19 protein-coding genes are annotated in these 25,740 nt (G+C 71.9%); 10 read left to right on the top strand and 9 right to left on the bottom strand.

The window, feature by feature from the left end; genetic code table 11:
* Nucleotides 1–34: 34 nt before the first annotated feature.
* On the bottom strand, nucleotides 35–2,401 hold the full coding sequence (locus RM812_RS13900; RefSeq protein ID WP_449657841.1) for a helix-hairpin-helix domain-containing protein: 2,367 nt from the start codon (nucleotides 2,399–2,401) through the stop codon (nucleotides 35–37).
* 485 nt (nucleotides 2,402–2,886) lie between these two features.
* Nucleotides 2,887–3,873, bottom strand: a complete 987-nt coding sequence (locus RM812_RS13895) for an aldo/keto reductase (RefSeq protein ID WP_311572816.1) — start codon at nucleotides 3,871–3,873, stop codon at nucleotides 2,887–2,889.
* Between the two features lie 111 nt (nucleotides 3,874–3,984).
* On the opposite strand from RM812_RS13895, the gene RM812_RS13890 reads away from it, so the two are divergent.
* On the top strand, nucleotides 3,985–5,040 hold the full coding sequence (locus tag RM812_RS13890) for an LLM class F420-dependent oxidoreductase (RefSeq protein WP_311572815.1): 1,056 nt from the start codon (nucleotides 3,985–3,987) through the stop codon (nucleotides 5,038–5,040).
* A gap of 291 nt (nucleotides 5,041–5,331) precedes the next feature.
* Nucleotides 5,332–6,120, top strand: a complete 789-nt coding sequence (locus tag RM812_RS13885; RefSeq protein WP_311572814.1) for a ferritin-like domain-containing protein — start codon at nucleotides 5,332–5,334, stop codon at nucleotides 6,118–6,120.
* Nucleotides 6,121–6,139: 19 nt separating this feature from the next.
* Here RM812_RS13885 and corA read toward each other — a convergent pair whose 3' ends face one another.
* Nucleotides 6,140–7,135 carry a magnesium/cobalt transporter CorA gene (gene corA, locus RM812_RS13880; protein ID WP_311572813.1) on the bottom strand — a complete coding sequence of 332 codons (996 nt, stop codon included), beginning with the start codon at nucleotides 7,133–7,135 and terminating at the stop codon, nucleotides 6,140–6,142.
* Between the two features lie 61 nt (nucleotides 7,136–7,196).
* Between corA and RM812_RS13875 the strand changes: the two genes are divergently transcribed.
* The 5 genes from RM812_RS13875 (at nucleotide 7,197) to RM812_RS13855 (ending at nucleotide 11,769) form a co-directional block, all read left to right on the top strand.
* Nucleotides 7,197–7,883, top strand: coding sequence for a histidine phosphatase family protein (locus RM812_RS13875; RefSeq protein WP_311572812.1), 687 nt, complete (start codon nucleotides 7,197–7,199; stop codon nucleotides 7,881–7,883).
* Nucleotides 7,884–7,968: 85 nt separating this feature from the next.
* Nucleotides 7,969–8,559 (top strand): DUF3090 domain-containing protein, encoded by a 591-nt coding sequence (locus RM812_RS13870; protein ID WP_311572811.1) that lies wholly within the window; start codon nucleotides 7,969–7,971, stop codon nucleotides 8,557–8,559.
* The gene (locus tag RM812_RS13865) at nucleotides 8,523–9,353 is read left to right on the top strand and encodes an SCO1664 family protein (protein ID WP_311572810.1); all 831 of its coding nucleotides are present in this window, start codon (nucleotides 8,523–8,525) and stop codon (nucleotides 9,351–9,353) included. The genes RM812_RS13870 and RM812_RS13865 overlap by 37 nt, the downstream gene beginning before the upstream one ends.
* A gap of 103 nt (nucleotides 9,354–9,456) precedes the next feature.
* Nucleotides 9,457–10,686, top strand: coding sequence for a cysteine--1-D-myo-inosityl 2-amino-2-deoxy-alpha-D-glucopyranoside ligase (gene mshC / locus RM812_RS13860; RefSeq protein WP_311572809.1), 1,230 nt, complete (start codon nucleotides 9,457–9,459; stop codon nucleotides 10,684–10,686).
* A gap of 120 nt (nucleotides 10,687–10,806) precedes the next feature.
* Entirely contained in the window at nucleotides 10,807–11,769 is a 963-nt protein-coding gene (locus RM812_RS13855) for an SMP-30/gluconolactonase/LRE family protein (RefSeq protein ID WP_311572808.1), read from the top strand.
* 50 nt (nucleotides 11,770–11,819) lie between these two features.
* Here RM812_RS13855 and RM812_RS13850 read toward each other — a convergent pair whose 3' ends face one another.
* From RM812_RS13850 to RM812_RS13825, 6 genes are all read right to left on the bottom strand, one after another.
* Complete coding sequence (locus RM812_RS13850; RefSeq protein ID WP_311572807.1) at nucleotides 11,820–12,800, bottom strand: PAC2 family protein; 981 nt, start codon at nucleotides 12,798–12,800, stop codon at nucleotides 11,820–11,822.
* Nucleotides 12,801–12,994: 194 nt separating this feature from the next.
* Nucleotides 12,995–13,666: a FadR/GntR family transcriptional regulator gene (locus tag RM812_RS13845; RefSeq protein WP_311572806.1), complete on the bottom strand. Its 672-nt coding sequence runs from the start codon at nucleotides 13,664–13,666 to the stop codon at nucleotides 12,995–12,997.
* Nucleotides 13,667–13,826: 160 nt separating this feature from the next.
* The gene (locus RM812_RS13840; RefSeq protein WP_311572805.1) at nucleotides 13,827–15,443 is read right to left on the bottom strand and encodes a glycerol-3-phosphate dehydrogenase/oxidase; all 1,617 of its coding nucleotides are present in this window, start codon (nucleotides 15,441–15,443) and stop codon (nucleotides 13,827–13,829) included.
* An 18-nt stretch (nucleotides 15,444–15,461) separates the two neighbouring features.
* The gene (glpK, locus tag RM812_RS13835) at nucleotides 15,462–17,000 is read right to left on the bottom strand and encodes a glycerol kinase GlpK (RefSeq protein WP_311572804.1); all 1,539 of its coding nucleotides are present in this window, start codon (nucleotides 16,998–17,000) and stop codon (nucleotides 15,462–15,464) included.
* 85 nt (nucleotides 17,001–17,085) lie between these two features.
* On the bottom strand, nucleotides 17,086–17,880 hold the full coding sequence (locus RM812_RS13830) for an MIP/aquaporin family protein (protein ID WP_311572803.1): 795 nt from the start codon (nucleotides 17,878–17,880) through the stop codon (nucleotides 17,086–17,088).
* Nucleotides 17,881–18,197: 317 nt separating this feature from the next.
* Entirely contained in the window at nucleotides 18,198–18,962 is a 765-nt protein-coding gene (locus RM812_RS13825) for an IclR family transcriptional regulator (protein ID WP_311572802.1), read from the bottom strand.
* A 340-nt stretch (nucleotides 18,963–19,302) separates the two neighbouring features.
* Here RM812_RS13825 and metH point away from each other — a divergent pair, with 340 nt between their 5' ends.
* The 3 genes from metH (at nucleotide 19,303) to RM812_RS13810 (ending at nucleotide 25,700) form a co-directional block, all read left to right on the top strand.
* Nucleotides 19,303–22,815 carry a methionine synthase gene (gene metH, locus RM812_RS13820; protein WP_311572801.1) on the top strand — a complete coding sequence of 1,171 codons (3,513 nt, stop codon included), beginning with the start codon at nucleotides 19,303–19,305 and terminating at the stop codon, nucleotides 22,813–22,815.
* A 137-nt stretch (nucleotides 22,816–22,952) separates the two neighbouring features.
* Nucleotides 22,953–23,654: an HAD family hydrolase gene (locus RM812_RS13815; protein WP_311572800.1), complete on the top strand. Its 702-nt coding sequence runs from the start codon at nucleotides 22,953–22,955 to the stop codon at nucleotides 23,652–23,654.
* Between the two features lie 444 nt (nucleotides 23,655–24,098).
* On the top strand, nucleotides 24,099–25,700 hold the full coding sequence (locus RM812_RS13810) for an ABC transporter substrate-binding protein (protein WP_311572799.1): 1,602 nt from the start codon (nucleotides 24,099–24,101) through the stop codon (nucleotides 25,698–25,700).
* Nucleotides 25,701–25,740: the final 40 nt, after the last annotated feature.

Genomic DNA, 25,740 nt, shown 5'->3' with positions numbered 1-25,740 from the left:
ACGGCCGGGCAGCGCCGGAGTCAGGTGCCCGGGGTCACCCGGCCGCCGGGACCTGCGGGGCGAGCAGCACCGGCAGCCGGGTCGTGCGCGGCTTGGCCGGGACCTCGGCCACGGCGTGCGGCAGCGCCTGTTCCACGCCGTGCACCACGGAGAGATGACGGGCGGCCCGGCCGAACGCCGTGTAGACCCAGGGACGGCTGAGGGCCTGCGCGGCATCGCCGGGCAGGACCACGACCACCGCGGGCCACCGGCCGCCCACCGCCTGGTGCGCGGTCAGTGCCCATCCGTGCCGTACGGACTGCTCCACCCGCTCCTTCGGCACGACGACGGCCTCGCCCCCGCAGGACAGGTGCAGCCCGTCGGCGTCCGCGTTCACCACCCGGCCCGGCAGGGTACGGCCCGGCGCGGGGGAGTAGGCGACACGGTCACCGGGGTCGAAGCCGCCGAAGCGGCCGGGGCCGGGGTTCAGCCGCTCCTTCAGCGCCGCGTTGAGCGCCCGGGTGCCGGCCGCGCCGCCGTGGCCCGGCGTGATCACCTGGGTCTGCTCGGCGGGGACGCCGATCGCACGCGGCACCGAGTCCGCGACGAGCTGGACGGTGCGGTGCACGGCCTCGCCCGCGTCCCGCACCGGCACGATCACGACCTCCTTGCCGGGGGCCTCCACCTGGCCCAGCTCGCCGATGCCGACGCCGGAGACCAGTTCGCCGAGCGGGCCCGGGTCCGGTCGCCGGGAGGCGATCTGGGGGCAGATCCGCGCCGCCAGCAGATCCGCGAAGACCCGCCCGGGGCCCGCGGACCACAGCACCGCCGGATCCCCGGCCAGCACCAGCCGTGCCCCGTCCGGCAGCGACTCGGCCAGCAGGGCACCCGTCTCGACGTCCAGCTGCGGTGCGTCGAGCACGACGAGCAGATCGAGGTCCAGCGCTCCGTCGGTGTCCCGCCCGGGCCCCTCGGCCCCGGCCAGCAGCCCGGCCACGGTGGTGACGGAGGGGCCGGCCGGGACGGAGCCGCCCGGGACGGCATCGTCCCGGGTGACGGAGTCCGGTGCGGCCGTACGGTCGCCCAGCAGGGCGGCGAAGCGGGCCCGGCCCAGCGGGCCGTGCGCGGCGGCCCAGGCACGCAGGCCGAGGGTGTGCGCGGCGTGCAGCAGGGCGGCCGGCTCGGCCAGGGAGGCCTCCCCGCCGGTGTGCAGGACCAGTCCGTGCCCGGCGACCGCGCGGATCAGGTCGCCGGCGGAACCCTGCGCGGAGGCGGCGGCCCGCTCCCAGTCCGCCGCGGAACCGTCGTGCTTCGGCGTCGAGACGACCAGCCGGGCCAGACCGTCGGCGAGGCTCTCCTCGGCGAGCGCGTACCGCTCCAGGCCGACCAGCACCCGGACCGGGCGCTCCGCGCCCTCACCCTCCTCCTCGTCCGTCCCGACCGCCGGGCTCTGCGCGGAGGCACCGGGCTCGTCCAGGGCGTCCTGGAAGGCCAGCGCCTCGCCCTCGGTGAGCGCGCTCTGCACGGCGGCGTCGGGGTCGGGCACGCCCCGCTGGGTCAGCGCGGCCGTGAGCCGCGGCAGCTCGATGGCCGTGTGCCCGGCCAGGGCGGCCTGTTCCAGCAGCCACACGGTGACCGCACGGCCGCGCCGTTCGTCGTCCGGACCGCATTCCGCGCCGAGCAGTGCCCGGGCGAACCCGTCGGCCTGCTCCGGCCGGACCCCGCCCACCCGCAGCAGCTGCCAGGGGTCCGCGCGCAGAGCCTCCTGCGCGCCCTCGCCGAGTGCCGCGGCGGTCTGCGGTGCGAGCGCCTCGGGCGCGCCGCCCTCGGCCAGCACCCGTCGCACGGCCTGGACGGTCTCCGGCCCGGGTCCCACGAGCACGGCGGCGGGCTCGGCCGGGGCCGGCCGCGGCGGCCGTACCGGCTCGGGGGCGGGACGGCGCGGCGCGGGCGTGGGGTCGCCGAAGACCGTGGCCGGGGGCTTCTCGCCGCTTTCCACGGCCCGTACCGCGGCGAGCAGGTCGGCAGCCGTGCCGCTGAGCTTGGCCCCGGCGTCGATCGGTGCCTGCTTCTCGGCCTTCCGCCGCTCGATCCGTTCCCGCTCGAGCCGCTGAGCGGCCAGCTCGGCCTCGGCCTCGGACACCTGAGCCGCCGCACCGCCGTCGCCCGCGGCACCGGCGCCCGCTGCCGGATTGTCGTCTGCCGGGCTGTCGTCCGCGGGACCGGCGTTCGCTGCGCTGTCGTCCGCCGCCGGGCTGTCGCCCGCGGCACCGGCGCCCGTCGCGCTGTCGTCCACCGCCGGATTGTCGTCTGCCGGGCTGTCGTCCGCGGGACCGGCGTTCGCTGCGCTGTCGTCCGCCGCCGGGCTGTCGTCTGCCGCGCTGTCGCCCGCGGCACCGGCGCCCGTCGCGCTGTCGTCCACCGCCGGATTGTCGTCTGCCGGGCTGTCGTCCGCTGCCGGGCTGTCGTTCGCCGGGCTGTCGCCCGTGGTACCGGCGTTCGCCGCGCCGTCGTCCGCTGCCGCGCTGTCGCCCCCCGCCGGACCGTCGTCCGCCGCGCCGCCACCCGTCGGGCCGCTGCCCGTCGTGACGGCGGCGTCCGTGTCTTCGCCGGCAGGGCGCTCGGCCTTCCCCTCGCCCCCCGGAGCGGCGGCGTCCGCGCCCTCGTCGGTCGGCCGGCCCGCCTCGGCAGCCGGAACGCCGGTGACCGGTCCGGCCGACCCGGCCGGACCGGTGGCCTCCCCACTCCCACGTCCCGGCTGCTCCGCCGCGGCATCGCCGCCCCGGGCGCCGGGCGGCGCCTCGCTCCCGGCGTCCCCCGGCTCGGCCGCCCCGGCGGCGCCCGGCGTCCCGGGCCCGGCCTCCACGGCGTCCGCGGTGTCCTCAGCGGTGGGCTCGGGCTCCGTGCTCACAGCGTGCTCCAGTCGTGATCGGGATAGCGGTGCACGGGCGCCGACACGTCGTCGAGCGCCCGGCAGATCTCGTCAGGAAGACTAAGGGTCTCCACTGACAACGCCGCCGTGAGCTGCCGCGCGTTGCGCGCGCCGACGATCGGTGCGACCACGCCGGGCCGGTCGCGTACCCACGCCAGCGCCACCTGGAGCGGCGTCACCGCGAGCCCGTCCGCCGCCGTCGCCACCGCGTCCACGATGTGGCCGGCCGTGTCGTCGAGGTAGGGGGCGACGAACGGGGCCAGGTGCTCCGAGGCACCCCGCGAGTCCGACGGCGTCGCGTCCCCCCGGTACTTGCCGGTCAGTACCCCGCGACCCAGCGGCGAGGAGGGCAGCAGGCCGACCCCCAGGTCCAGCGCGGCCGGCAGCACCTCACGCTCGATGCCCCGCTGGAGCAGCGAGTACTCCATCTGCGCACTCGCCACCCGGTTCCGTACGCCCGGCGCCGCCAGCTGCCAGGTCGCCGCCTTGGCCAGCTGCCAGCCGCAGAAGTTGGACACTCCCGCGTAGCGGGCCCGGCCGCTGCTCACCGCCACGTCGAGGGCGTGCAGCGTCTCCTCCAGTGGCGTGTGCGGGTCGAAGGCGTGGAGGTGCCACACGTCGACGTGGTCCGTGCCGAGGCGGGCCAGTGAGGCGTCCAGCGCGGAGAGCAGATGGGCGCGCGAACCGTCGAAGCGGCGGTCGGGGTCCGGCACACTGCCCGCCTTGGTCGAGATCACCAGGTCCCGGCGGGGCACCAGGCCCTCCATGAGCCGGCCGAGGAGGTACTCGGCCTCCCCGTCGCCGTAGACGTCCGCGGTGTCGACGAGGGTCCCGCCCGCTTCCCAGAAGGTCTTCAAGAGGTCCGCGGCGTCGTGCTCGTCGGTGTCCCGGCCCCAGGTCAGGGTGCCGAGTCCGATGCGGGACACGCGCAGGCCGGTGCGGCCGAGATACCTCTGCTCCATGAACGCCGACATTACTGGCCACGGCTTGCACTGTGGGGGCCTGTGGACAACCCGTTTCGGCGCGCTAAGGTCGGGCCAACGGACGTTACTGATCGGTAAGGGGAATCGGCCATGCAGCTCGGTATCAACCTCGGCTACTGGGGTGCCGGAATGGACGCGGACAACCTGGCCGTCGCCCAGGAGGCGGACCGGCTCGGATACGCCGTCTGCTGGGCAGCCGAGGCCTACGGCTCCGACGCGGCCACCGTGCTCAGCTGGGTCGCCGCCCAGACCGAGCGCATCGACGTCGGTTCGGCCATCTTCCAGATCCCGGCCCGCCAGCCCGCGATGACCGCGATGACGGCGGCCACCCTGGACTCCCTCTCCAAGGGCCGCTTCCGCCTGGGCCTCGGCGTCTCCGGTCCGCAGGTCTCCGAGGGCTGGTACGGCGTCAAGTTCGACAAGCCGCTGGCCCGCACCCGCGAGTACGTCGAGATCGTGCGCAAGGCGATGACCCGCGAGCGGCTCTCCTACGAGGGGCAGCACTGGACGCTGCCGCTCCCCGGCGGTCCGGGCAAGCCGATCAAGCTGACCGTGCACCCGGAGCGCGAGCACATCCCGCTCTACATCGCCGCGATCGGCCCGAAGAACCTGGAGCAGACCGGCGAGATCGCCGACGGCGCCCTGCTGATCTTCCCCTCCGCCGACCACCTCGAGGACACCGCGGTCAGGCACCTGCGGGCCGGACGCGAGAAGGCCGGGAAGACCCTCGACGGCTTCGACGTCTGCCCGACCCTGCCGCTCGCCCTCGGCGACGACAAGGACGTCACCACACTCGCCGACACCTTCCGGCCCTACACCGCGCTCTACGTCGGCGGCATGGGAAGCCGCAAGCAGAACTTCTACAACCAGCTCGCCCGGCGTATGGGGTACGAGCGGGAGGCCGCCGAGATCCAGGACGCGTACCTGTCGGGCGACAAGCAGGGCGCCGCGGCCGCCGTACCGCACGACCTGATCGACAAGACCACGCTGCTCGGTTCCGTCGACCGCATCGCGGACCGGATGAAGGCCTACGCCGCGGCGGGTGTCACCACACTGACCCTCGCCCCCGCGGGCTTCACCCTCGACGAGCGGATCGCCGCGCTCCGGGCCGGCACGCAGGCCCTGGAACGCGCCGGACTGGCCTAGGTTTCTGCGGCCGTGGTGGGGGCTCGGGGGGTCTTCCCCGCCACGGCCGTCACGGGGAACAACGCGCCCACGCACATGTGGTTACGCCTCCCCGGGCTTCCGGCCCTCCTTCTTTCGGCGGAGCCGGCCGCCGCACCTGTTGCCGTGCCTCATGACCCGCACTTGACTCGTTCTCCGTGGAGTCAGCGGAGTCTGCGGGACCTGCGGGACCTGCGGGACCTGCGGGACCTGCGGGACCTGCGGGACCTGCGGGACCTGCGGAACACCTGCAGAGGCAGAGAGGTGCCACCGATGCTTTCGGCCAGGAGTCTGTTCCAGGAGATCCTCGACCACGACGAGTCGTTTCGTCTCTTCTGCTCCATCGCGGCCAGCGGCGAGTCGCAGGGCGGCTGGGAGAACGCGCGCATCGCGGCGCTGGTGCCGAAGAGCGAGCGCGCCCTCGCCCCCAAGATCACCCGGCACGGCGCGGACGAGGACAAACACGGGCGGATCTTCAACGCCCTGCTGAAGAAGCGCGGCCTGGAACCCGTCGAGGTGCCCCCGGAGACCGACTACACCATGCTCCTGGAGCGGCACGGCATCGGACTCGCGCACGAGAAGCTCAGGGGCGAGCAGCCCCTCACGGTGCGGGACATCATCACCTACCTCGCACACAGCAGGGTCACCGAGCAGCGCGCCGCCGACCAGATGGCGATGCTCCGCACGCACTTCGCGGACCACCCGGACCTGGGCCGGGCCGTCCGGATGATCTCCACCGACGAGGACAACCACCTCGCCTACTCCCACGAGGAACTGCTGCGCTTCGCCGCCGCCGGACACGGCCCGTACATCCGGCGGACGCTGCGCGAGTGCGCCCTCGCCGAGATCCGCGTCCACCGGGACGTCAGCCTCGCGGTGACGGCCCGCATGGGACGCGTCCTCGGCTGGTCGCGCACCAGGTCGGCGCTGCTTGCGGCGGGCATCCGCGCGGTGTACGCCTACGAGCGGCTCGGAGGCTGGCGCCGCATGGTGACACTGCGGACGCCCGAACGACGCGACGCGCTCGGCGGACCGGCCGCCGTGTCCCCGGAGGTCGCCTGACGTACCCGCCATCCGGCTCCTAGAGCCAGCCCCGGCGCTTGAACAGCCGGTACAGCAGCACCTCCAGCGCGGCCATCACCACGATCACCGCCGGATAGCCGCCGACCCAGTGCAGCTCCGGCATGTGGTCGAAGTTCATGCCGTAGATCCCCGCGATCATCGTGGGGACCGCGGCCATGGCCGCCCACGCGGAGATCTTCCGCATGTCGTCGTTCTGCCGGACGCTCGTCTGCGCCAGATGCGCCGACAGGACGTCCGAGACCAGCCGGTCCAGGCCCTCCACCGACTCGTTCACGCGCGTGAGGTGGTCGCTCACGTCCCGGAAGAACGGCAGCGCCCGGTCGTTCACGAACGGCACTTTGCCGCCGTACGCCCCCACCCCGGCCAGCCGGGCGAGCGGCGGCGCCAACGGGCCGGTGGCCCGGCGGAACTCCAGGACCTGCCGCTTGAAGGTGTAGATCCGGGACGCGGTGTGCCGCGAGCCGCCGCCGTCCGGTGAGAAGACCTCGGCCTCCAGCCCCTCCAGGTCGTTCTGCAGCTCGACCGCCACGTCCAGATAGTGGTCGACGGTGGCGTCCGCTATCGCGTACAGCACCGCGGTGGGGCCCTTGCCGAGCAGCTCCGGTTCGTGCTCCAGGCGTTGCCGTACGGCCTTCAGCGGGGATCCCCCGCCGTGCCGGACGACGACCACGAAGGCGTCACCCAGGAAGATCATGAGCTCGTCGGTGGAGACGGCGTCGCTCTCCGGCTCGTACACCACCGGCTTGAGGACGACGAAGAGCGAGTCCTCGTACACCTCCAGCTTGGGCCGCTGGTGCGCCTTCAGGGCGTCCTCCACGGCCAGCGGGTGCAGTCCGAACTCCTGGCTGACCAGGTCGAACTCCTCCGCCGTCGGCTCGTACAGACCGATCCACACGAAGCCGCCCGCGGTCCGCGCCTCGCCGAGCGCGTCGGAGAAGTCCTCGGGCCCGTCCGCGCGGTGCCCGTCCCGGTAGATGGCACAGTCGACGATCACCGAACGCGTTCTCCCCTCGCCCCGGCGCCCTCGCGCCGCACGGTACGCCTACCCTGGCCGCATGCCCACGCTGATCCTGGTTAGGCACGGACGTTCCACCGCCAACACCGAGGGGGTGCTCGCCGGCTGGACGCCCGGTGTCGCCCTCGACGAACGCGGGGCCGCCCAGGCCGCCGCGCTGCCCGGGCGGCTCGCCGGCCTTCCGCTCTCCGAGATCGTCACCAGCCCGCTGCAGCGCTGCCGGGAGACGATCCGGCCGCTGCTCGACGCCAGGCCCGGACTGCGGCCGCACACCGACGAACGGATCGGGGAGTGCCACTACGGCGACTGGTCCGGCCGCAAGCTCGCCGAGCTCCAGGACGAGCCCCTGATGGAAGTGGTGCAGGCGCACCCCTCCGCGGCGGCGTTCCCCGGCGGCGAGTCCATGCGCGCGATGCAGACCCGCGCCGCCGAGGCGGTACGCGAGTGGAACGCGCGCGTGGAGCGTGACCATGGCGCCGACGCCGTGTACCTGATGTGCTCCCACGGCGACGTGATCAAGTCCCTCGTCGCGGAGGCGATCGGCCTCCACCTCGACCTCTTCCAGCGCATCTCCGTCGAACCGTGCTCCGTCACGGCGATCCGCTACACGCGCCTGCGGCCGTACCTGGTCCGCCTCGGCGACACCGGTGACTTCGCCGCCCTGGCCCCGCGCGAGGAGCCCACGGGCGACGACGCCCCGGTCGGTGGTGGTGCGGGCGCACCGTGATCGTCGGCCGCAGTAGGGTGAAGCGATCGCAGCACTGCCCGACCCCCGCCTTTCCGCTTCTTACGACTTCTCATGGAGACAGGACGTGTCCCGTCAGGTGTTCCTCTACGACCAACCGGAACGTTTCGTGGCCGGTACGGTCGGACTGCCCGGGCGCCGTACGTTCTTCCTCCAGGCTTCCGCCGGCTCCCGGGTGACCAGCGTGGCCCTGGAGAAGACCCAGGTCGCCGCTCTCGCCGAGCGCATGGACGAGCTCCTCGACGAGGTCGTCCGGCGCAGTGGCGGCAGCACCGTCGTCCCCGCCCTGGCCCCCACCGAGCCCGCCGACACGGCCCCGCTCGACACCCCCGTCGAGGAGGAGTTCCGGGTCGGCACCATGGCGCTGGCCTGGGACGGCGAGGACCAGCGCATGATCGTCGAGGCTCAGGCCCTCGTGGAGCTGGACGCCGAGTCCGAGGAGGACCTGGCGGAGGCCGAGGAGCGGCTGCTCCAGGACGAGGAGAACGGCCCCCCGATGCTCCGGGTCCGGCTCACCGGCGCGCAGGCCAGGGCCTTCGCCAAGCGCGCCCTGGACGTCGTCAACGCCGGGCGGCCGCCGTGCCCGCTGTGCAGCCTCCCGCTCGACCCGGAAGGACATGTATGTCCGCGCCAGAACGGATACCGCCGCGGAGCGTGACCACCGACACGGCGACCGCCGAGTTGCTCGCGCTGGGTGAGCTGACCGTGCGCGGACGCATCCGTGACGCGTCCAACGCGGCGCTGTACTGCACGGTGGCGTACGAGGGACGCGAGGCGGCCTGCATCTACAAGCCGGTCGCCGGGGAGCGGCCCCTGTGGGACTTCCCGGACGGCACCCTCGCCCAGCGCGAGGTCGCGGCGTACGAGGTCTCCGAGGCGACCGGCTGGGGCCTCGTACCGCCCACCGTGCTGCGCGACGGGCCGTACGGCGAGGGCATGTGCCAGCTGTGGATCGAGGCGGCGCCCCAGTCGGAGCTGCTCGCCCTGGTGGACGACGAGGAACCCGGCCCCGGATGGAAGGCGATCGCCTTCGCCGAGGTCCAGGAGGGCCGCACCGCGCTGTTCGTGCACGCCGACGACGAGCGGCTGCGTCGGCTGGCCGTCCTGGACGCCGTACTCAACAACGCCGACCGCAAGGGCAGCCACCTGCTGCCCGCCGGCGACGAGCGGCTGTACGGCATCGACCACGGCGTCACCTTCCACGCCGAGAACAAGCTGCGCACCCTGCTGTGGGGCTGGGCGGGCGACCCGCTCACCGGGGAGGCCCTGGCGGTGCTCGACGCCCTCAAGGAGGCACTGAAGGACGGCGGGACCCTGGCGACCCGGCTCGGCACGCTCATCACCCCCGCCGAACTCGACGCCACGCGCGCGCGGGTCGACGCCCTGCTGACCTCCGGCAAGCACCCGGAACCGAGCGGGGAGTGGCCGGCCATCCCCTGGCCGCCCGTGTAGGCGTCCGACCCGCACAACGGCCGGTATCGCGCAAGAACGCCTTACCGGCCATCCGGCCCGGTCCGGTTCGTGTACGGAACATCCGTCCGGTTAGGCTCATGGCATGCATGCCTGGCCCGCTTCCGAGGTCCCCGCCCTGCCTGGTCAGGGCCGCGACCTGAGGATCCACGACACCGCGACCGGCGGCCTCGTCACCCTCGCCCCCGGTCCCGTCGCCCGTATCTACGTCTGCGGCATCACGCCGTACGACGCCACCCACATGGGGCACGCGGCAACCTACAACGCGTTCGACCTCGTACAGCGTGTGTGGCTCGACACCAAGCGGCAGGTTCACTACGTCCAGAACGTCACCGACGTCGACGACCCGCTGCTGGAGCGGGCCGAGCGGGACAACCTCGACTGGACCGCCCTCGCCGAGAAGGAGACCGCCCTCTTCCGCGAGGACATGACGGCGCTGCGCATGCTGCCGCCGCGGCACTACATAGGGGCCGTCGAGGCCATACCCGGGATCGTCCCGCTCGTCGAGCGGCTGCGCGACGCCGGCGCCGCCTACGAACTCGAGGGCGACATCTACTTCTCCGTCGAGTCCGACCCGCACTTCGGCCAGGTCTCCCGCCTCGACGCCGCCGCCATGCGGCTGCTCTCCGCCGAGCGGGGCGGCGACCCGGAGCGGCCGGGCAAGAAGAACCCCCTCGACCCGATGCTGTGGATGGCGGCCCGCGAGGGCGAGCCCAGCTGGGACGGTGCCTCCCTCGGCCGCGGACGCCCCGGCTGGCACATCGAGTGCGTGGCGATCGCCCTCGACCACCTCGGCATGGGCTTCGACGTCCAGGGCGGCGGCTCCGATCTCGCCTTCCCGCACCACGAGATGGGCGCCTCGCACGCCCAGGTGCTCACCGGCGAGTTCCCCATGGCCAAGGCGTACGTCCACGCCGGCATGGTCGGTCTCGACGGCGAGAAGATGTCCAAGTCCAAGGGCAACCTGGTCTTCGTCTCGCAGCTGCGGCGCGACGGCGTCGACCCGGCGGCCATCCGGCTCACGCTGCTCGCCCACCACTACCGCTCCGACTGGGAGTGGACGGACCAGGTGCTGCGGGACGCCGTCGCCCGGCTGGAGCGCTGGCGCGCCGCCGTGTCCCGGCCCGACGGCCCGTCCGCCGAGGCCCTCGTCGAGGAGATCCGCGAGGCCCTCGCGAACGACCTCGACTCCCCGGCCGCGCTCGACGCCGTCGACCGCTGGGCCGCGCTCCAGCAGGAGAGCGGCGGCACGGACATCGGCGCACCCGGTGTCGTCTCCCGCGCCGTCGACGCGCTGCTGGGCGTCGCCCTGTAGGCACCGGAGAACTGGCAGAGGGGCTTCCGCGGACAATGCCTGCGGAAGCCCCCGCCGTGTGGTGGGCTGTGGGCCACTGTTGGCCGCCGGCCGTCGGCCGGCCCCGCGGAAGGACGCACCATGGCACCCACCCATCGTTCCTTCGCACGTCGAGCTTTCCTGACCGGCAGCACCGCTCTCACCGGAGCCGCGCTGCTCGGCGGCACCGCCCACGCGGCCGGGCACGACCCCGCCCCGTCCGCCTGGCCCCGGCGTTTCCCCCTGCCCGACGGCTTCCAGCCCGAGGGCATCGCCATCGGCACGGCTCCGTACGCCTACTTCGGCTCCCTCGCGAACGGGGACATCCACCGCGCGGCCCTGGCCACCGGCCGCGGGTCGGTCGTCGCCAGGGGCCTCGGTGCCGGACATCCGTCCGTGGGCATGCGCCTGGACCGGCGCGGCAGACTCTTCGTCAGCGGCGGTGACAGCGGCGAGATCCGCACCGTCGACATCCGCACGGGCGAGACCGAGGTGGTGTACGACGTCGGCGGCACGTTCGTGAACGACGTGATCCTCACCCCGGGCGCCGCGTGGTTCACCGAATCCTTCCAGCCGGTGCTCTACCGGCTGGCCCTCGACCGGCACGGCCGGCCCCGCGCCGTGGAGACCCTCCCCCTCAGCGGCGACTGGGAGCAGGGCCCGGACTTCACCGCCAACGGCATCGAGCGCACCCCCGACGGCAAGGCGCTGCTCCTGGTCAACGCCTTCGCGAACGGGGGCGGCCTCATGCGGGTCGACCCGCGCACGGGGACCGCCCGCGCCGTCGACCTCGGCCCGGCCCGGCTCCCCAACGGCGACGGACTCCTGCTGTGCGGCAGGACCCTGTACGCCGTCCAGCAGTCGCAGAACGCGATCGACGTGTTCCGGCTGAACGCGGCCGGCACCAGGGGCACCGTCGTCACCCGCATCACCGACCCGCGCTTCCGCATCCCGACCACGGTCGCGGCCTGGGGCGACCGTCTCTACCTGCCCAACGCCCGCTTCGACGTGGAGCAGCCGATGCCGGACACCGAGTACGACGCCGTGGCGGTGGACCGGGTCTGAGGACGTCGACGGGGGCGGGCCACCGCCCCGCCCCCGTCGACGTCACCGGGTCACTCCTCCGACGACTCCTCGTCCTCGCCGCTCTTCGGCCCCTTGGGCGGGCGGGGCCGGCCACCGGGGTTGTCCCGCAGATAGGGCGTCCCGGCCGGGCCGTCGCCGCCGTCCGCCGTGGCGTGTCCGCCCGGTGCGGTGCCGTCCCGGCGCCGCAGATACCGCTCGAACTCGCGGGCGATCGCCTCGCCCGTCGCCTCCGGCAGTTCCGCGGTGTCCCGGGCCTCCTCCAACGACTGGACGTACTCGGCGACCTCGCTGTCCTCGGCGGCCAGCTGGTCCACGCCCACCTGCCAGGCGCGCGCGTCCTCGGGCAGCTCGCCCAGCGGGATGCGCACGTCGATCAGGTCCTCCAGCCGGTTCAGGAGGGCCAGCGTGGCCTTCGGGTTCGGCGGCTGCGACACGTAGTGCGGCACCGCGGCCCACAGCGACACGGCCGGTACGCCCGCGTGCGTGCACGCCTCCTGCAGGATGCCGACGATGCCCGTGGGCCCCTCGTACTTGGTCTCCTCCAGGTCCATGCGCCGGGCCAGGTCGGCGTCCGACGTGGTCCCGCTGATCGGGACCGGGCGGGTGTGGGGGGTGTCGCCCAGCAGGGCGCCCAGGACGACCACCAGCTCGACGCCCAGCTCGTGGGCGAAGCCGAGCAGTTCGTTGCAGAAGGAGCGCCAGCGCATGGACGGTTCGATGCCGCGGACGAGGACGAGGTCGCGCGGCTTGTCGCCGCCCACCCGGACCACCGACAGCCTGGTCGTCGGCCATGTGATCTTGCGGACGCCGTCCTCCACGAACACCGTGGGACGGTTGACCTGGAAATCGTAGTAGTCCTCGGCGTCCAGCGCCGCGAACACCTCGCCCTTCCACTCCCTGTCGAGATGCGCGACCGCGGTGGAGGCGGCGTCGCCGGCGTCGTTCCAGCCCTCGAACGCGGCCACCATGACCGGGTCGACCAGCTCGGGAACCCCCTCGAGCTCGATCACCCAGCGCCTCCTTCCGACGTGCCCTCGCGTACCCCCCAACCTTACGGCGTGCCGAGGGGCCGCCCGCAGCCCCCTTGCACGGGGGAATGAACGGATCACTGCCCCGTTCCCGGCGGCCGGACACCCGCCGCCCCGACCGGATCAGAGCCGCATCGGAGCTGCTCGGAGCCGCATCGGAGCCGATCGGAGCCGGATCAGAGGGCCGAGCGCAGCCACTGCTCCACGGACGCGATGTGCACCGTCGCCCAGGAACGCGCCGCGTCCGCGTCCCGGTCGCGCAGCGCGCCGAGGATCGCGCGGTGCTCGTGCAGGGTGCGGCTGACCGCGTCCTCCTGGGTCAGCCCGCGCCAGACGCGGGCCCGGGTGGTGGGGCCGGAGAGACTGTCGAGGAGGGAACAGAGCACGGAGTTGCCGGATGCCCCCACGATGCCCCGGTGGAACTCCAGGTCCCCGGCGACCAGCTCCTCCACCGACGGCTCGCCGCCCAGGGCGTCCAACTGGGCGTCGAGCGAGTCCAGTTCCCGTTCGCTGATCCGGGACGCCGCCATCGCGGTCGCGGCCGGCTCCAGGATGCGGCGCACCGCGAGGAACTCCAGCACGGTGTCGTCGCGGTGGAAGTCGACGACGAAGCTGACGGCCTCCAGCAGGAGCTGCGGATCCAGGCTGGTGACGTAGGTGCCGTCGCCCTGGCGCACGTCCAGGATCCGGATCAGGGACAGGGCGCGTACGGCCTCGCGCAGGGAGTTGCGGGACAGTCCGAGCCCGGCGGCGAGCTCGCTCTCCTTGGGCAGTCGGTCGCCGGGCCGCAGCGCGCCGGAGACGATCATGCCTTTGATCTTCTCGATCGCCTCGTCGGTGACCGCCACGGCCGACCTCCTCGTGTCGCTGGATGCCGCTCAGACATCCGATGTCTCACGACATTATCGGGGTCGTGGCGGCCAGGGAGGCGCACACAAGAGGCGGTGGCTCCGTCGGCGCGGAGCCACCGCCTCCCGTCAGCCGGCGGCCGGGCAGGGCCGAGGCGGCCTACTTCTTGTCGAGCAGGTCCTGGACCTTCGCACGGACGCCGTCCGTGGCCAGGCCGCGGATCGTCAGCGTCGTCCGCCGGCGCAGCACGTCGTCCGCCGTCTCGGCCCACTCGTGGTCCCGGGCCCACACGACCTGCGCCCAGATCTCCGGGGCGTCCGGGTGGACGCGCTCGGCCAGCTCCGGGCTCTCGTTCGCGAGCCGGGCGATGTCGAAGGCCAGCGAGCCGTAGTGCGTGGCCAGATGCCTGGCGGTGTCCGCGGCCATGCGCGGGCCGGGCGCCGGGCCGTCCACCAGCAGCCGGTGGGCGACCGCACGCGGGTTGGCGACACCGGGCAGCGGCAGCTTCTTCGGCAGCGAGGCGATCGGTTCGAAGTCGTCGCCCAGGGGGTGACCCGGCAACGCCTCCAGCTTCTTCATGACCGTACGGCCGATGTGACGGAACGTGGTCCACTTGCCGCCGGCGACGGACAGCATGCCGCCCCGGCCCTCCGTGACGACCGTCTCGCGCTTGGCCTTCGCCGTGTCACCGGGGCCGCCCGGCAGCACACGCAGGCCCGCGAACGAGTACGTGATGAGGTCCCGGTCGAGCTGCTGGTCGCGGATGGAGAACGCGGCCTCGTCGAGGATCTGGGCTATGTCCTTGTCGTTGACCGCGACGTCCGCCGGGTCGCCCTCGAACTCCTCGTCGGTCGTGCCGAGCAGCAGCATGTCCTCCCAGGGGAGGGCGAAGGTGATCCGGTACTTGTCGATCGGCGTGGCCAGCGCGGCCTTCCAGGGCGCGGTGCGCTTGAGCACCAGGTGCGCGCCCTTCGACAGGCGGATGGAGGGGGCCGCGTTCGGGTCCTCCATGCGGCGCAGGTGGTCGACCCACGGGCCGGTGGCGTTGAGCACCAGGCGGGCGCTGACCCCGAACTCGTCGCCGCTCAGCCGGTCCTTCAGCTCGGCGCCGGTCACCCGGCCCTTGGTGAAGCGCAGGCCGGTGACCTCGGCGTGGTTGAGGACGACCGCGCCGGACTCGACCGCCGCGCGGACGGTCATCAGCGCCATGCGGGCGTCGTTCATCTGGTCGTCGCCGTACACGGCCACGGCCTTGAGGTTGTCGGTGCGCAACTCCGGCACGTCCTGCGCGGCCTTGGCCGGGGAGAGCAGGTGGCCGACGCCGTCGCCGAAGGCGGACAGCGCCGAGTACGCGAACACACCGGCACCGAGCTTCGCCGCGCCGTGCGGCCCGCCCTTGTACACGGGGAGGTAGAAGGTGAGCGGGTTCGCCAGGTGGGGGGCCACCTGCCGGGAGACCGCACGGCGCTCGAAGTGGTTCTCCGCCACCAGCTTCACCGCGCCGGTCTGCAGGTAGCGCAGGCCGCCGTGGAGCAGCTTGGAGGAGGCGGAGGAGGTGGCGCCGGCGAAGTCGCCGGCGTCGACCACGGCCACCCTGAGGCCGGACTGCGCGGCGTGCCAGGCGGTGGAGATGCCCAGGATGCCGCCGCCGATCACGAGAAGGTCGTACGACGCCTTGGAGAGCTGCTCCCGGGTCTCGGCCCGGCTCGGGTTGGAGCCGGAGGCCGGGTGCGTCCCCAGGGCAGGCACGGACTGCAGGGTGGACTGAGTGGTCATGGGGGTTCTTACTCCTCGTCAGTCTTCGTCGGCGATCCAGCCCATGGTCCGCTCGACGGCCTTGAGCCAGCTCTTGTACTCACGGTCGCGGGTCTCCGCGTCCATGCGGGGGGTCCACTCGGCGGCCCGCCGCCAGTTGGCGCGCAGGTCGTCGGTGCTGTTCCAGAAGCCGACGGCGAGGCCGGCGGCGTAGGCGGCGCCGAGGCAGGTGGTCTCGGCGACCATCGGGCGCACCACGGGGGCGTCCACGAAGTCGGCGAGGGTCTGCATCAGCAGGTTGTTGGAGGTCATGCCGCCGTCGACCTTGAGGGCGGTCAGCTCCACACCGGAGTCCTTCGTCATGGCGTCCGCGATCTCCCGCGTCTGCCAGGCGGTGGCCTCCAGGACGGCGCGCGCGAGGTGCGCCTTGGTGACGTACCGGGTCAGGCCGGCGATCACACCGCGGGCGTCGGAGCGCCAGTACGGGGCGAACAGGCCGGAGAAGGCCGGGACGAAGTAGGCGCCGCCGTTGTCCTCGACCTGCATCGCCAGGGTCTCGATCTCGGCGGCGGTGGAGATCAGGCCCATCTGGTCGCGCATCCACTGCACCAGCGAGCCGGTGACGGCGATCGAGCCCTCCAGGGCGTAGACCGTGTCCTGGTCGCCGATCTTGTAGCCGACCGTGGTCAGCAGGCCCGAGTAGGAGTTGATGATCTTGTCACCGGTGTTCATCACCATGAAGGTGCCGGTGCCGTACGTCGACTTGGTCTCGCCCTCGGAGAAGCAGGTCTGGCCGAACAGGGCCGCCTGCTGGTCGCCGAGAGCGGAGGCCACGGGGATGCCGCCGAGCAGCTCGCCGAGCCTGCCGCCCTTGATCTCGCCGTAGACCTCGGCGGAGGAGCGGATCTCGGGAAGCATCTGCGTCGGCACGCCGATCGACTCGGCGATCTTCTCGTCCCACTGCATGGTGTGCAGGTTCATCAGCAGGGTGCGGGAGGCGTTGGTGACGTCGGTGACGTGCTTGCCGCCGTCGACGCCGCCCGTCAGGTTCCAGATGACCCAGGTGTCCATCGTGCCGAAGAGCAGGTCGCCCGCCTCGGCGCGCTCGCGCAGACCCTCGACGTTGTCGAGCAGCCAGCGGGCCTTGGGGCCGGCGAAGTAGGAGGCGAGGGGGAGGCCGGTCTCGCGCCGGAAGCGGTCCTGGCCGACGTTGCGGCCGAGCTCGCGGCACAGGGCGTCGGTGCGGGTGTCCTGCCAGACGATGGCGTTGTGGACCGGCTCACCGGTGTTCTTGTCCCAGACGAGGGTGGTCTCGCGCTGGTTGGTGATGCCGATGGCCTTGATGTCGTCGCGGGTGATGCCGGCCTTCTCGACCGCGCCGGCGACGACCTCCTGGACGTTGGTCCAGATCTCGGTGGCGTTGTGCTCGACCCAGCCCGGCTTGGGGAAGATCTGCTCGTGCTCCTTCTGGTCGACGGAGACGATGCGTCCGTCGCGGTCGAAGACGATGCAGCGGGAGGAGGTCGTGCCCTGGTCGATCGCGGCGATGAAGGGTCCGGCGGTGTGGGCGTCGGTCACAGTGTGCTCCTGGGGTTCCGTGGGGTGGTGGCGGTGCGTACGGCGCGTGCTCTGCGGCTCGGATGATGGCCGAGCGGATCGCCGCTCAGGCGAACGCGACGTTGTAGACACCTCCGGCGATCGCACCGCCGATCAGCGGACCGACGACCGGGATCCAGGCGTAGGCCCAGTCCGAGCCGCCCTTGTTGGGCAGGGGCAGCAGGGCGTGCACGATGCGCGGACCGAGGTCGCGGACCGGGTTGATCGCGTAGCCCGTCGGACCACCGAGGGACAGACCGATCGAGACCACCACGAACGCGGTGATCAGGGCGCCCAGGACGCCGAGGCCGTTGCCCTCGTCATTGAGTCCCTGGGTGAGGATGGCGAGCAGCAGGACGAAGGTGCCGATGATCTCGGTGGCGAGGTTCTGCACCACGTGCCGGATCTCCGGGCCGGTGGAGAAGACGCCCAGGACGGGGCCGGCGCCCCCCTCCTGCGCCTCGACGGACTTGGCCGTCGTGTCCTGCGCGCCCGGACCGCCGACGATCTCCCGGTCGGTGAGGTGGGCCTGGAACTGGCCGTAGTAGGCGATCCAGACCAGAACCGCGCCGATCATGGCGCCGAGGAGCTGGCCCGCGAAATAGGTCGGGACGTTGCTCCAGTCACTGTCCTTGATCGCGATGCCGACCGTCACGGCCGGGTTGAGGTGGGCGCCGGAGAGCGGCGTCGAGATGTACGCCGCCGTCATGACGGCGAAGCCCCACCCCAGGGCGATGGCGACCCAGCCGGCGTTGCGCGCCTTGGAGGCCTTGAGCGTCACGGCGGCGCAGACACCGCCGCCGAGCAGGATGAGTATGGCGGTCCCGATGGTCTCGCCGATGAAGATGTCGGAGCTGGACACCCGCGACTCCTTTGTCCTTCGTCCAGGGGAAGCCGAACCCCCGGGTCCCTCCGGGTGTTCTGGCGCCCTCGGTGTGAGAGCGATGGCGGCCCTTGGCGTTGTCACACTCTAACGCGTATTGCCGGTAGGTGTTCGACAATGCCGACCGATGGACGCGAGTCTTGCTCCGCGCCACGCATGCGTCAAGGGCTCTGTAATCGAAAACACGATCGTTATTGATCGTCGCGGGTTATCGATCTTCGGACGCGGCGCGGCCGTCCGGGAACGCCGAAGGCCGGAACGCCGTTCGGCGTTCCGGCCCTGTCCACGACTCCTCGCTAGAACCGCCCGGCGCCCAGGTCCCGCGACACCGCGCGGGCGCAGTCCCGCACCGCCGCGACCAGCTCGGGCCGCAGCTCACCCTCCGGACACAGCCGCTCCACGGCGCCGGTGATGCCGACCGCGCCGACCGGCATGCGGCGCCGGTCGTGGATCGGGGCGGCGATGGACGCGACGCCCTCCCAGGTCTCCTCCACGTCGCAGGCGTAGCCACGCGCGCGCGTGATGTCCAGGATGTGTTCGAACCCGTCCGGCTCGCAGACGGTCCGGTCCGTGTACGCCTTGCGCTCGGCCTCCAGCGCCTCGCTGTGCGCCACCGGGTCGTACGCCGAGAGCACCTTGCCCAGCGCCGTGGAGTGCAGCGGCTGCATGGCCCCGATCTCCAGGACCTGCCGGCTGTCGTCGGGCCGGAAGACGTGGTGCACGATCAGGACGCCCTGCTGGTGCAGCACGCCGAGGTGGACGCTCTCGCCGCTGGACCGCGCGAGGTCGTCCGTCCACACCAGGGCGCGCGCCCGCAGCTCGTGCACGTCCAGGTAGGTCGTGCCCAGGCGCAGCAGTTCGGCGCCCAGCTGGTAGCGGCCGGAGGCGGCGTCCTGCTCGACGAAGCCCTCCTGCTGGAGAGTGCGCAGGATGCCGTGGGCGGTCCCTTTGGCCAGACCCAGCGACGAGGCGATGTCCGACAGGCCGAGCCGCCGCTCGCCGCCCGCGAGCAGGCGCAGCATCGCGGCCGCCCGTTCGAGCGACTGGATGTTCCGTGCCATCGACGTACTGCCTCCGTCCCTTCGACTGCCGACCTCGGCGTCGCTGACGTCGTTCGGCAATGCCGAACACTACCGGTCGATGCCGACCTCCCGCCAATGGTCGGCGGGCAACTGTTGCACTTGCCCGTGCCCCGTGGGGGCCGGACCACCCCGCCCGCCGCGCGGAGCCGCCGTTCAGGGGGGACCGGGCCGTCGCACCCGTCCGTGTCGTGGACGCCCCCGACCATCCGCCCGCGGTCCCGGCTACCCTGGCGGCGTGCGTTCTCCCCCGGGGGCGTTCCGAGCGGACGGTCCCGGGCAGCGCAAAGCCGACAGCCGTCGCATCCTAGGGAGCCCCTTCATGGCCTCGTCGCCGTCCACCCCGTCCGCCGACACCCGGACCCGTGTGTCCGCCCTCCGCGAGGCACTCGCCACCCGTGTGGTGGTCGCCGACGGCGCGATGGGCACCATGCTCCAGGCGCAGAACCCCTCGCTGGACGACTTCCAGCAACTGGAGGGGTGCAACGAGGTACTGAACCAGACCCGCCCCGACATCGTCCGCTCGGTGCACGAGGAGTACTTCGCCGCCGGCGTCGACTGCGTGGGGACCAACACCTTCGGCGCCAACCACTCCGCCCTCGGCGAGTACGACATCCCCGAGCGCGTCCACGAGCTGTCCGAGGCAGGCGCCCGGGTGGCCCGCGAGGTCGCCGACGAGTTCACCGCCCGGGACGGCCGGCAGCGCTGGGTACTCGGCTCCATCGGTCCCGGCACCAAGCTCCCCACCCTCGGCCACGCCCCGTACCCGGTGCTGCGCGACGCCTACCAGCGCAACGCCGAGGGCCTGGTCGCCGGCGGCGCCGACGCGCTGCTCGTGGAGACCACGCAGGACCTGCTGCAGACCAAGGCCTCCGTGCTCGGCGCCCGGCGCGCCCTGGACGCCCTGGGCCTCGACCTCCCGGTGATCGTGTCCGTGACGGTGGAGACGACCGGCACCATGCTCCTCGGCTCGGAGATCGGCGCCGCGCTGACCGCGCTGGAGCCCCTCGGCATCGACATGATCGGCATGAACTGCGCGACCGGCCCCGCCGAGATGAGCGAGCACCTTCGCTACCTGGCCCGCCACTCCCGCGTCCCGCTGTCCTGCATGCCCAACGCCGGCCTGCCCGTCCTCACCAAGGACGGCGCCCACTACCCGCTCACCCCGCCCGAGCTCGCCGACGCCCAGGAGACCTTCGTCCGCGAGTACGGACTGTCCCTGGTGGGCGGCTGCTGCGGCACCACCCCCGAGCACCTGCGTCAGGTCGTGGAGCGGGTCCGGGGCACGGTCCCGACCGAGCGTCACCCGCGCCCCGAGCCGGGCGCGGCCTCCCTCTACCAGAGCGTGCCGTTCCGGCAGGACACGTCGTACCTGGCGATCGGCGAGCGGACGAACGCCAACGGCTCCAAGAAGTTCCGCGAGGCCATGCTGGACGGCCGCTGGGACGACTGCGTGGAGATGGCCCGCGACCAGATCCGCGAGGGCGCGCACATGCTCGACCTGTGCGTGGACTACGTCGGCCGCGACGGCGTCGCCGACATGGAGGAGCTGGCCGGGCGGTTCGCGACCGCCTCGACGCTGCCGATCGTGCTGGACTCCACCGAGGTCGACGTCATCCGGGCCGGGCTGGAGAAGCTGGGCGGCCGGGCGGTGATCAACTCGGTGAACTACGAGGACGGCGCGGGCCCCGAGTCCCGGTTCGCCCGCGTCACGCAGCTGGCGCGGGAGCACGGCGCCGCGCTGATCGCGCTGACCATCGACGAGGAGGGCCAGGCCCGCACCGCCGAGAAGAAGGTCGAGATCGCCGAGCGGCTGATCGGGGACCTGACCGGCAACTGGGGCATCCACGAGTCGGACATCCTCGTCGACTGCCTGACCTTCACCATCTGCACCGGCCAGGAGGAGTCCCGCAAGGACGGCCTGGCCACCATCGAGGGCATCCGCGAGCTCAAGAAGCGGCACCCGGACGTGCAGACCACCCTCGGCCTGTCGAACATCTCCTTCGGCCTCAACCCGGCCGCCCGCATCCTGCTCAACTCCGTCTTCCTCGACGAGTGCGTCAAGGCCGGACTGGACTCGGCGATCGTGCACGCGAGCAAGATCCTGCCGATCGCCCGCTTCGACGAGGAGCAGGTCACCACCGCCCTCGACCTGATCTACGACCGCCGCCGCGAGGGCTACGACCCGCTGCAGAAGCTGATGGCGCTCTTCGAGGGCGCCACGGCCAAGTCGCTGCGGGCGTCCAAGGCCGAGGAACTGGCCGCGCTGCCGCTGGAGGAGCGCCTCAAGCGCCGCATCATCGACGGTGAGAAGAACGGCCTCGAGCAGGACCTGGACGAGGCCCTCCAGGAGCGACCGGCCCTCGACATCGTCAACGAGACCCTGCTCGACGGCATGAAGGTCGTCGGTGAGCTGTTCGGCTCCGGCCAGATGCAGCTGCCGTTCGTGCTCCAGTCCGCCGAGGTCATGAAGACCGCGGTGGCCCACCTGGAGCCGCACATGGAGAAGACCGACGACGAGGGCAAGGGCACCATCGTGCTGGCCACCGTCCGCGGCGACGTCCACGACATCGGCAAGAACCTCGTCGACATCATCCTGTCCAACAACGGCTACACCGTCGTCAACCTCGGCATCAAGCAGCCGGTCTCCGCCATCCTGGAGGCGGCCGACGAGCACCGGGCCGACGTCATCGGCATGTCCGGCCTCCTGGTCAAGTCCACGGTGATCATGAAGGAGAACCTGGAGGAGCTCAACCAGCGGGGCCTGGCCGCCGACTACCCCGTCATCCTCGGCGGCGCGGCCCTCACCAGGGCGTACGTAGAGCAGGACCTCCACGAGATCTACGACGGCGAGGTCCGCTACGCCCGCGACGCCTTCGAGGGCCTGCGCCTGATGGACGCCCTGATCGGCATCAAGCGGGGCGTGCCCGGCGCGAAGCTGCCCGAACTGCGGCAGCGCCGGGTCCGGGCCGCCACCGTCGAGATCGAGGAACGGCCCGAGGAGGGCCACGTCCGCTCCGACGTCGCCACCGACAACCCCGTGCCCACCCCGCCCTTCCAGGGCACCCGCGTCGTCAAGGGCATCCAGCTCAAGGAGTACGCCTCCTGGCTCGACGAGGGCGCCCTGTTCAAGGGCCAGTGGGGCCTGAAGCAGGCCCGCACGGGCGAGGGACCCTCGTACGAGGAACTGGTCGAGTCCGAGGGCCGGCCGCGCCTGCGCGGGCTGCTGGACCGGCTCCAGACGGAGAACCTGCTGGAGGCGGCCGTGGTCTACGGCTACTTCCCCTGCGTCTCCAAGGACGACGACCTGATCATCCTCGACGACGACGGCAACGAGCGCACCCGCTTCACCTTCCCGCGCCAGCGCCGCGGCCGGCGGCTGTGCCTGGCCGACTTCTTCCGCCCGGAGGAGTCCGGCGAGAAGGACGTCGTCGGCCTCCAGGTCGTCACCGTCGGCTCCCGCATCGGCGAGGAGACCGCCCGGATGTTCGAGGCCAACGCCTACCGCGACTACCTCGAGCTGCACGGCCTGTCCGTCCAGCTCGCCGAGGCCCTCGCCGAGTACTGGCACGCGCGCGTGCGCTCGGAACTCGGCTTCGCGGGGGAGGACCCCGCCGCGATGGAGGACATGTTCGCCCTGAAGTACCGGGGCGCCCGCTTCTCCCTCGGCTACGGCGCCTGCCCCGACCTGGAGGACCGTGCCAAGATCGCCGACCTGCTCCAGCCGGAACGCATCGGCGTCCACCTGTCGGAGGAGTTCCAGCTCCACCCGGAGCAGTCCACCGACGCCATCGTGATCCACCACCCGGAGGCGAAGTACTTCAACGCCCGCTGAGGCCGACACGGGCACCTGCGCACCGCTCCCGAGTCACACCAGGCGTTCCGGACCGGCACGACGTAGACTGGTCCGTCCACCGCAGGCCGGTTCCCTTCGTGGGAACCGGCCTGATCGTCCCTCAAGGAGGTACGTGGATGACCAGTACGGTCCCCGCGCTCGGAACCCGTACGGCCGAAGGCTCCGCCCTACAGGCCGTGCTTCTCGACATGGACGGCACCCTGGTGGACACCGAGGGCTTCTGGTGGGACGTCGAGGTCGAGGTATTCGCCTCCCTCGGCCACACCCTCGACGACTCCTGGCGACACGTGGTCGTCGGCGGGCCCATGAGCCGCAGCGCCGGATTCCTGATCGAGGTCACGGGGGCCGACATCACGCTCGCCGAACTCAGCGTGCTGCTCAACGACGGCTTCGAGGAGCGCATCGGCCGCAGCCTGCCGCTCATGCCGGGAGCCGCCCGGCTGCTCGCGGAGCTGTCGACGCACGAGATCCCCACGGCCCTGGTCTCCGCCTCGCACCGGCGCATCATCGACCGCGTGCTGACCTCGCTGGGACCCCACCACTTCGGCCTCACGGTCGCAGGTGACGAGGTGCCCCGCACCAAGCCCCACCCGGACCCGTACCTGGCCGCCGCGGTCGGACTCGGCGTGGACCCGGCCCGCTGCGCCGTCGTCGAGGACACCGCGACCGGAGTCGCCGCCGCGGAGGCCGCCGGCTGCCACGTCGTGGCGGTGCCGTCGGTCGCCCCCATCACCCCGGCCGCGCGGCGCACGGTGGTCGGCTCGCTGGAAGAGGTCGACCTGACATTTCTGCGCGGCCTGATGACACAGATGCCCTAGGCGTTCACCCAGCGTGCGGCGCCGTTAGCGCGGAAATTCCGAAAACGGCCGTGCGGGACAACGCGGGGACGCGGGCGGGGGAATTGCAGGCGCCTCGGTCGGCCGAATTCCAGGAGTCACCGAGAGATGGTCGCATGTGACGTTCCCCACGTTCCCGGGGGTCGACAGGGCGGCGTCCATGTGCTGCCGCATGCCAGGCGAACGTTGTCGAGGTTCCCTTGTGTCCCGATTGATGAAACGCTGCACTAATCCTTCCGCTGTCGGGTTTTCGGTGTGTCCACACCCGGTTTCGCTCCGTGATGAGCCCTCAACTCCGGTGGCTGCGAACCCCCCTGCGGGCGCGGACTAATCTCATCGCGAGAACATCGGCCACTACCCCCGTGATCCGCCGCGACACCCCTGCATGCCGGATACACGGACCGACAGCTCTGGAGAAACTCGAGCATGAACCGCAAGACTTTGGTGCTGCCGGCCGTCGTCGGCCTGCTCGCGCCGGTGCTCGCCGCCTGCGGCGGGTCCGACGGTGGCAGCGGCGGGGACGCGATCGTCGTCGGCACCACGGACCGGTTCAGCGTCTCGAAGGACGCACCCGCCCCCCTCGACCCGGCATACGCCTACGACGTCGGCCTCTGGAACATCCTGCGTCAGACCACGCAGACCCTCATGGTGCAGCCCCGCGGCGACGGGGAACCGGTGCCGGAGGCCGCCGAGAAGTGCGGGTTCACCGACACCGGCAACGAGCGGTACGCGTGCACCCTGCGTGACGGTCTGAAGTTCGCCAACGGCGACCCGATCACCGCGGAGGACGTGAAGTACTCCATCGAGCGCGCGCTGGCCATCAAGGACGACACCGGTGTGTTCGCACTGATGTCGACCGTCGACACCATCGAGACGAAGGGCGACCGCGAGGTCATCTTCCACCTCAAGACGGCGGACGCCACCTTCCCGTACAAGCTGTCGACCCCGGTCGCGGGCATCGTCAACTCGGACCAGTACCCCAAGGACAAGCTGCGCGCCGGCTTCGAACTGGACGGCTCCGGCCCGTACACCATGAAGGCCGAGGTCAAGGACGACACGCTCACCAAGGCCGTGTTCACCAAGAACCCCAATTACAAGGGGAGTCTGAAGGTGAACAACGACAAGGTCGAGATGGTCTTCTTCGACGACGCGGAGGCCATGGGCGCCGCGATCGACAAGGGCGACATCGACCTGATGACCCGAGCGATGACGCCGGACCAGATCAAGAAGCTTTCCAACTCCACGGACGGCGACGTCGACCTGGTCGAGGTGGCCGGCCTCGAAATCCGCTACCTGGGCTTCAACACGGCCGCGCCGACGGTGAAGGACAAGGCCGTCCGCCAGGCGATGGCCCAGCTCATCAACCGCAGCGAACTCGTCTCCGAGGTCTACGGCTCCCAGGCCGAGCCGCTGTACTCGATGGTCCCGGCCAGCATCACCGGCCACTCCAACTCGTTCTTCAACAAGTACGGCGACGCCAGTCCGAGCAAGGCCAAGAACCTGCTCGAGGACGCGAACGTCACCACGCCGGTGAAGCTGACGCTGCACTACACGACCGACCACTACGGTGCCGCCACCAAGCAGGAGTTCGAGCAGCTGCAGAAGCAGCTGAACGGCAGCGGACTCTTCCAGGTCGACATCGAGGGCGTGCCCTGGGACAAGTTCCAGACGGCGCAGCGCAAGGGCGCGTACGACGTCTACGGCATGGGCTGGTTCCCCGACTTCCCGGACGCCGACAGCTTCATCGCACCGTTCCTCGACAAGGACAACACCCTCAACTCGCCGTACCTGAACCCGAAGATCATCGACGAGCTGATCCCCGAGTCCCGCGGTGAGGCCGACCGGCTCTCCGCCGTGGACAGCCTCACCGAGATCCAGAACATCACCGCCCTCGACGTCCCGGTGATCCCGCTGTGGCAGGGCAAGCAGTACGTCGCCACCCGGAGCGACGTCACGGGCACCGCCTACGTCCTCAACTCCTCCTCGTCGCTCCAGCTGTGGGAGCTGAGCCGCGGGGTCAGCGACTGACGCCACCCGGCACCACGCGAAGGGCGCCCTCCTCCCCGTC

The sequence above is a fragment of the Streptomyces lancefieldiae genome (assembly GCF_031845825.1).
Taxonomy (GTDB): Bacteria; Actinomycetota; Actinomycetes; order Streptomycetales; family Streptomycetaceae; genus Streptomyces; species Streptomyces lancefieldiae.
Note: the sequence above shows the minus strand (reverse complement) of the source record. Positions and strands in the feature narration are given on the sequence as shown.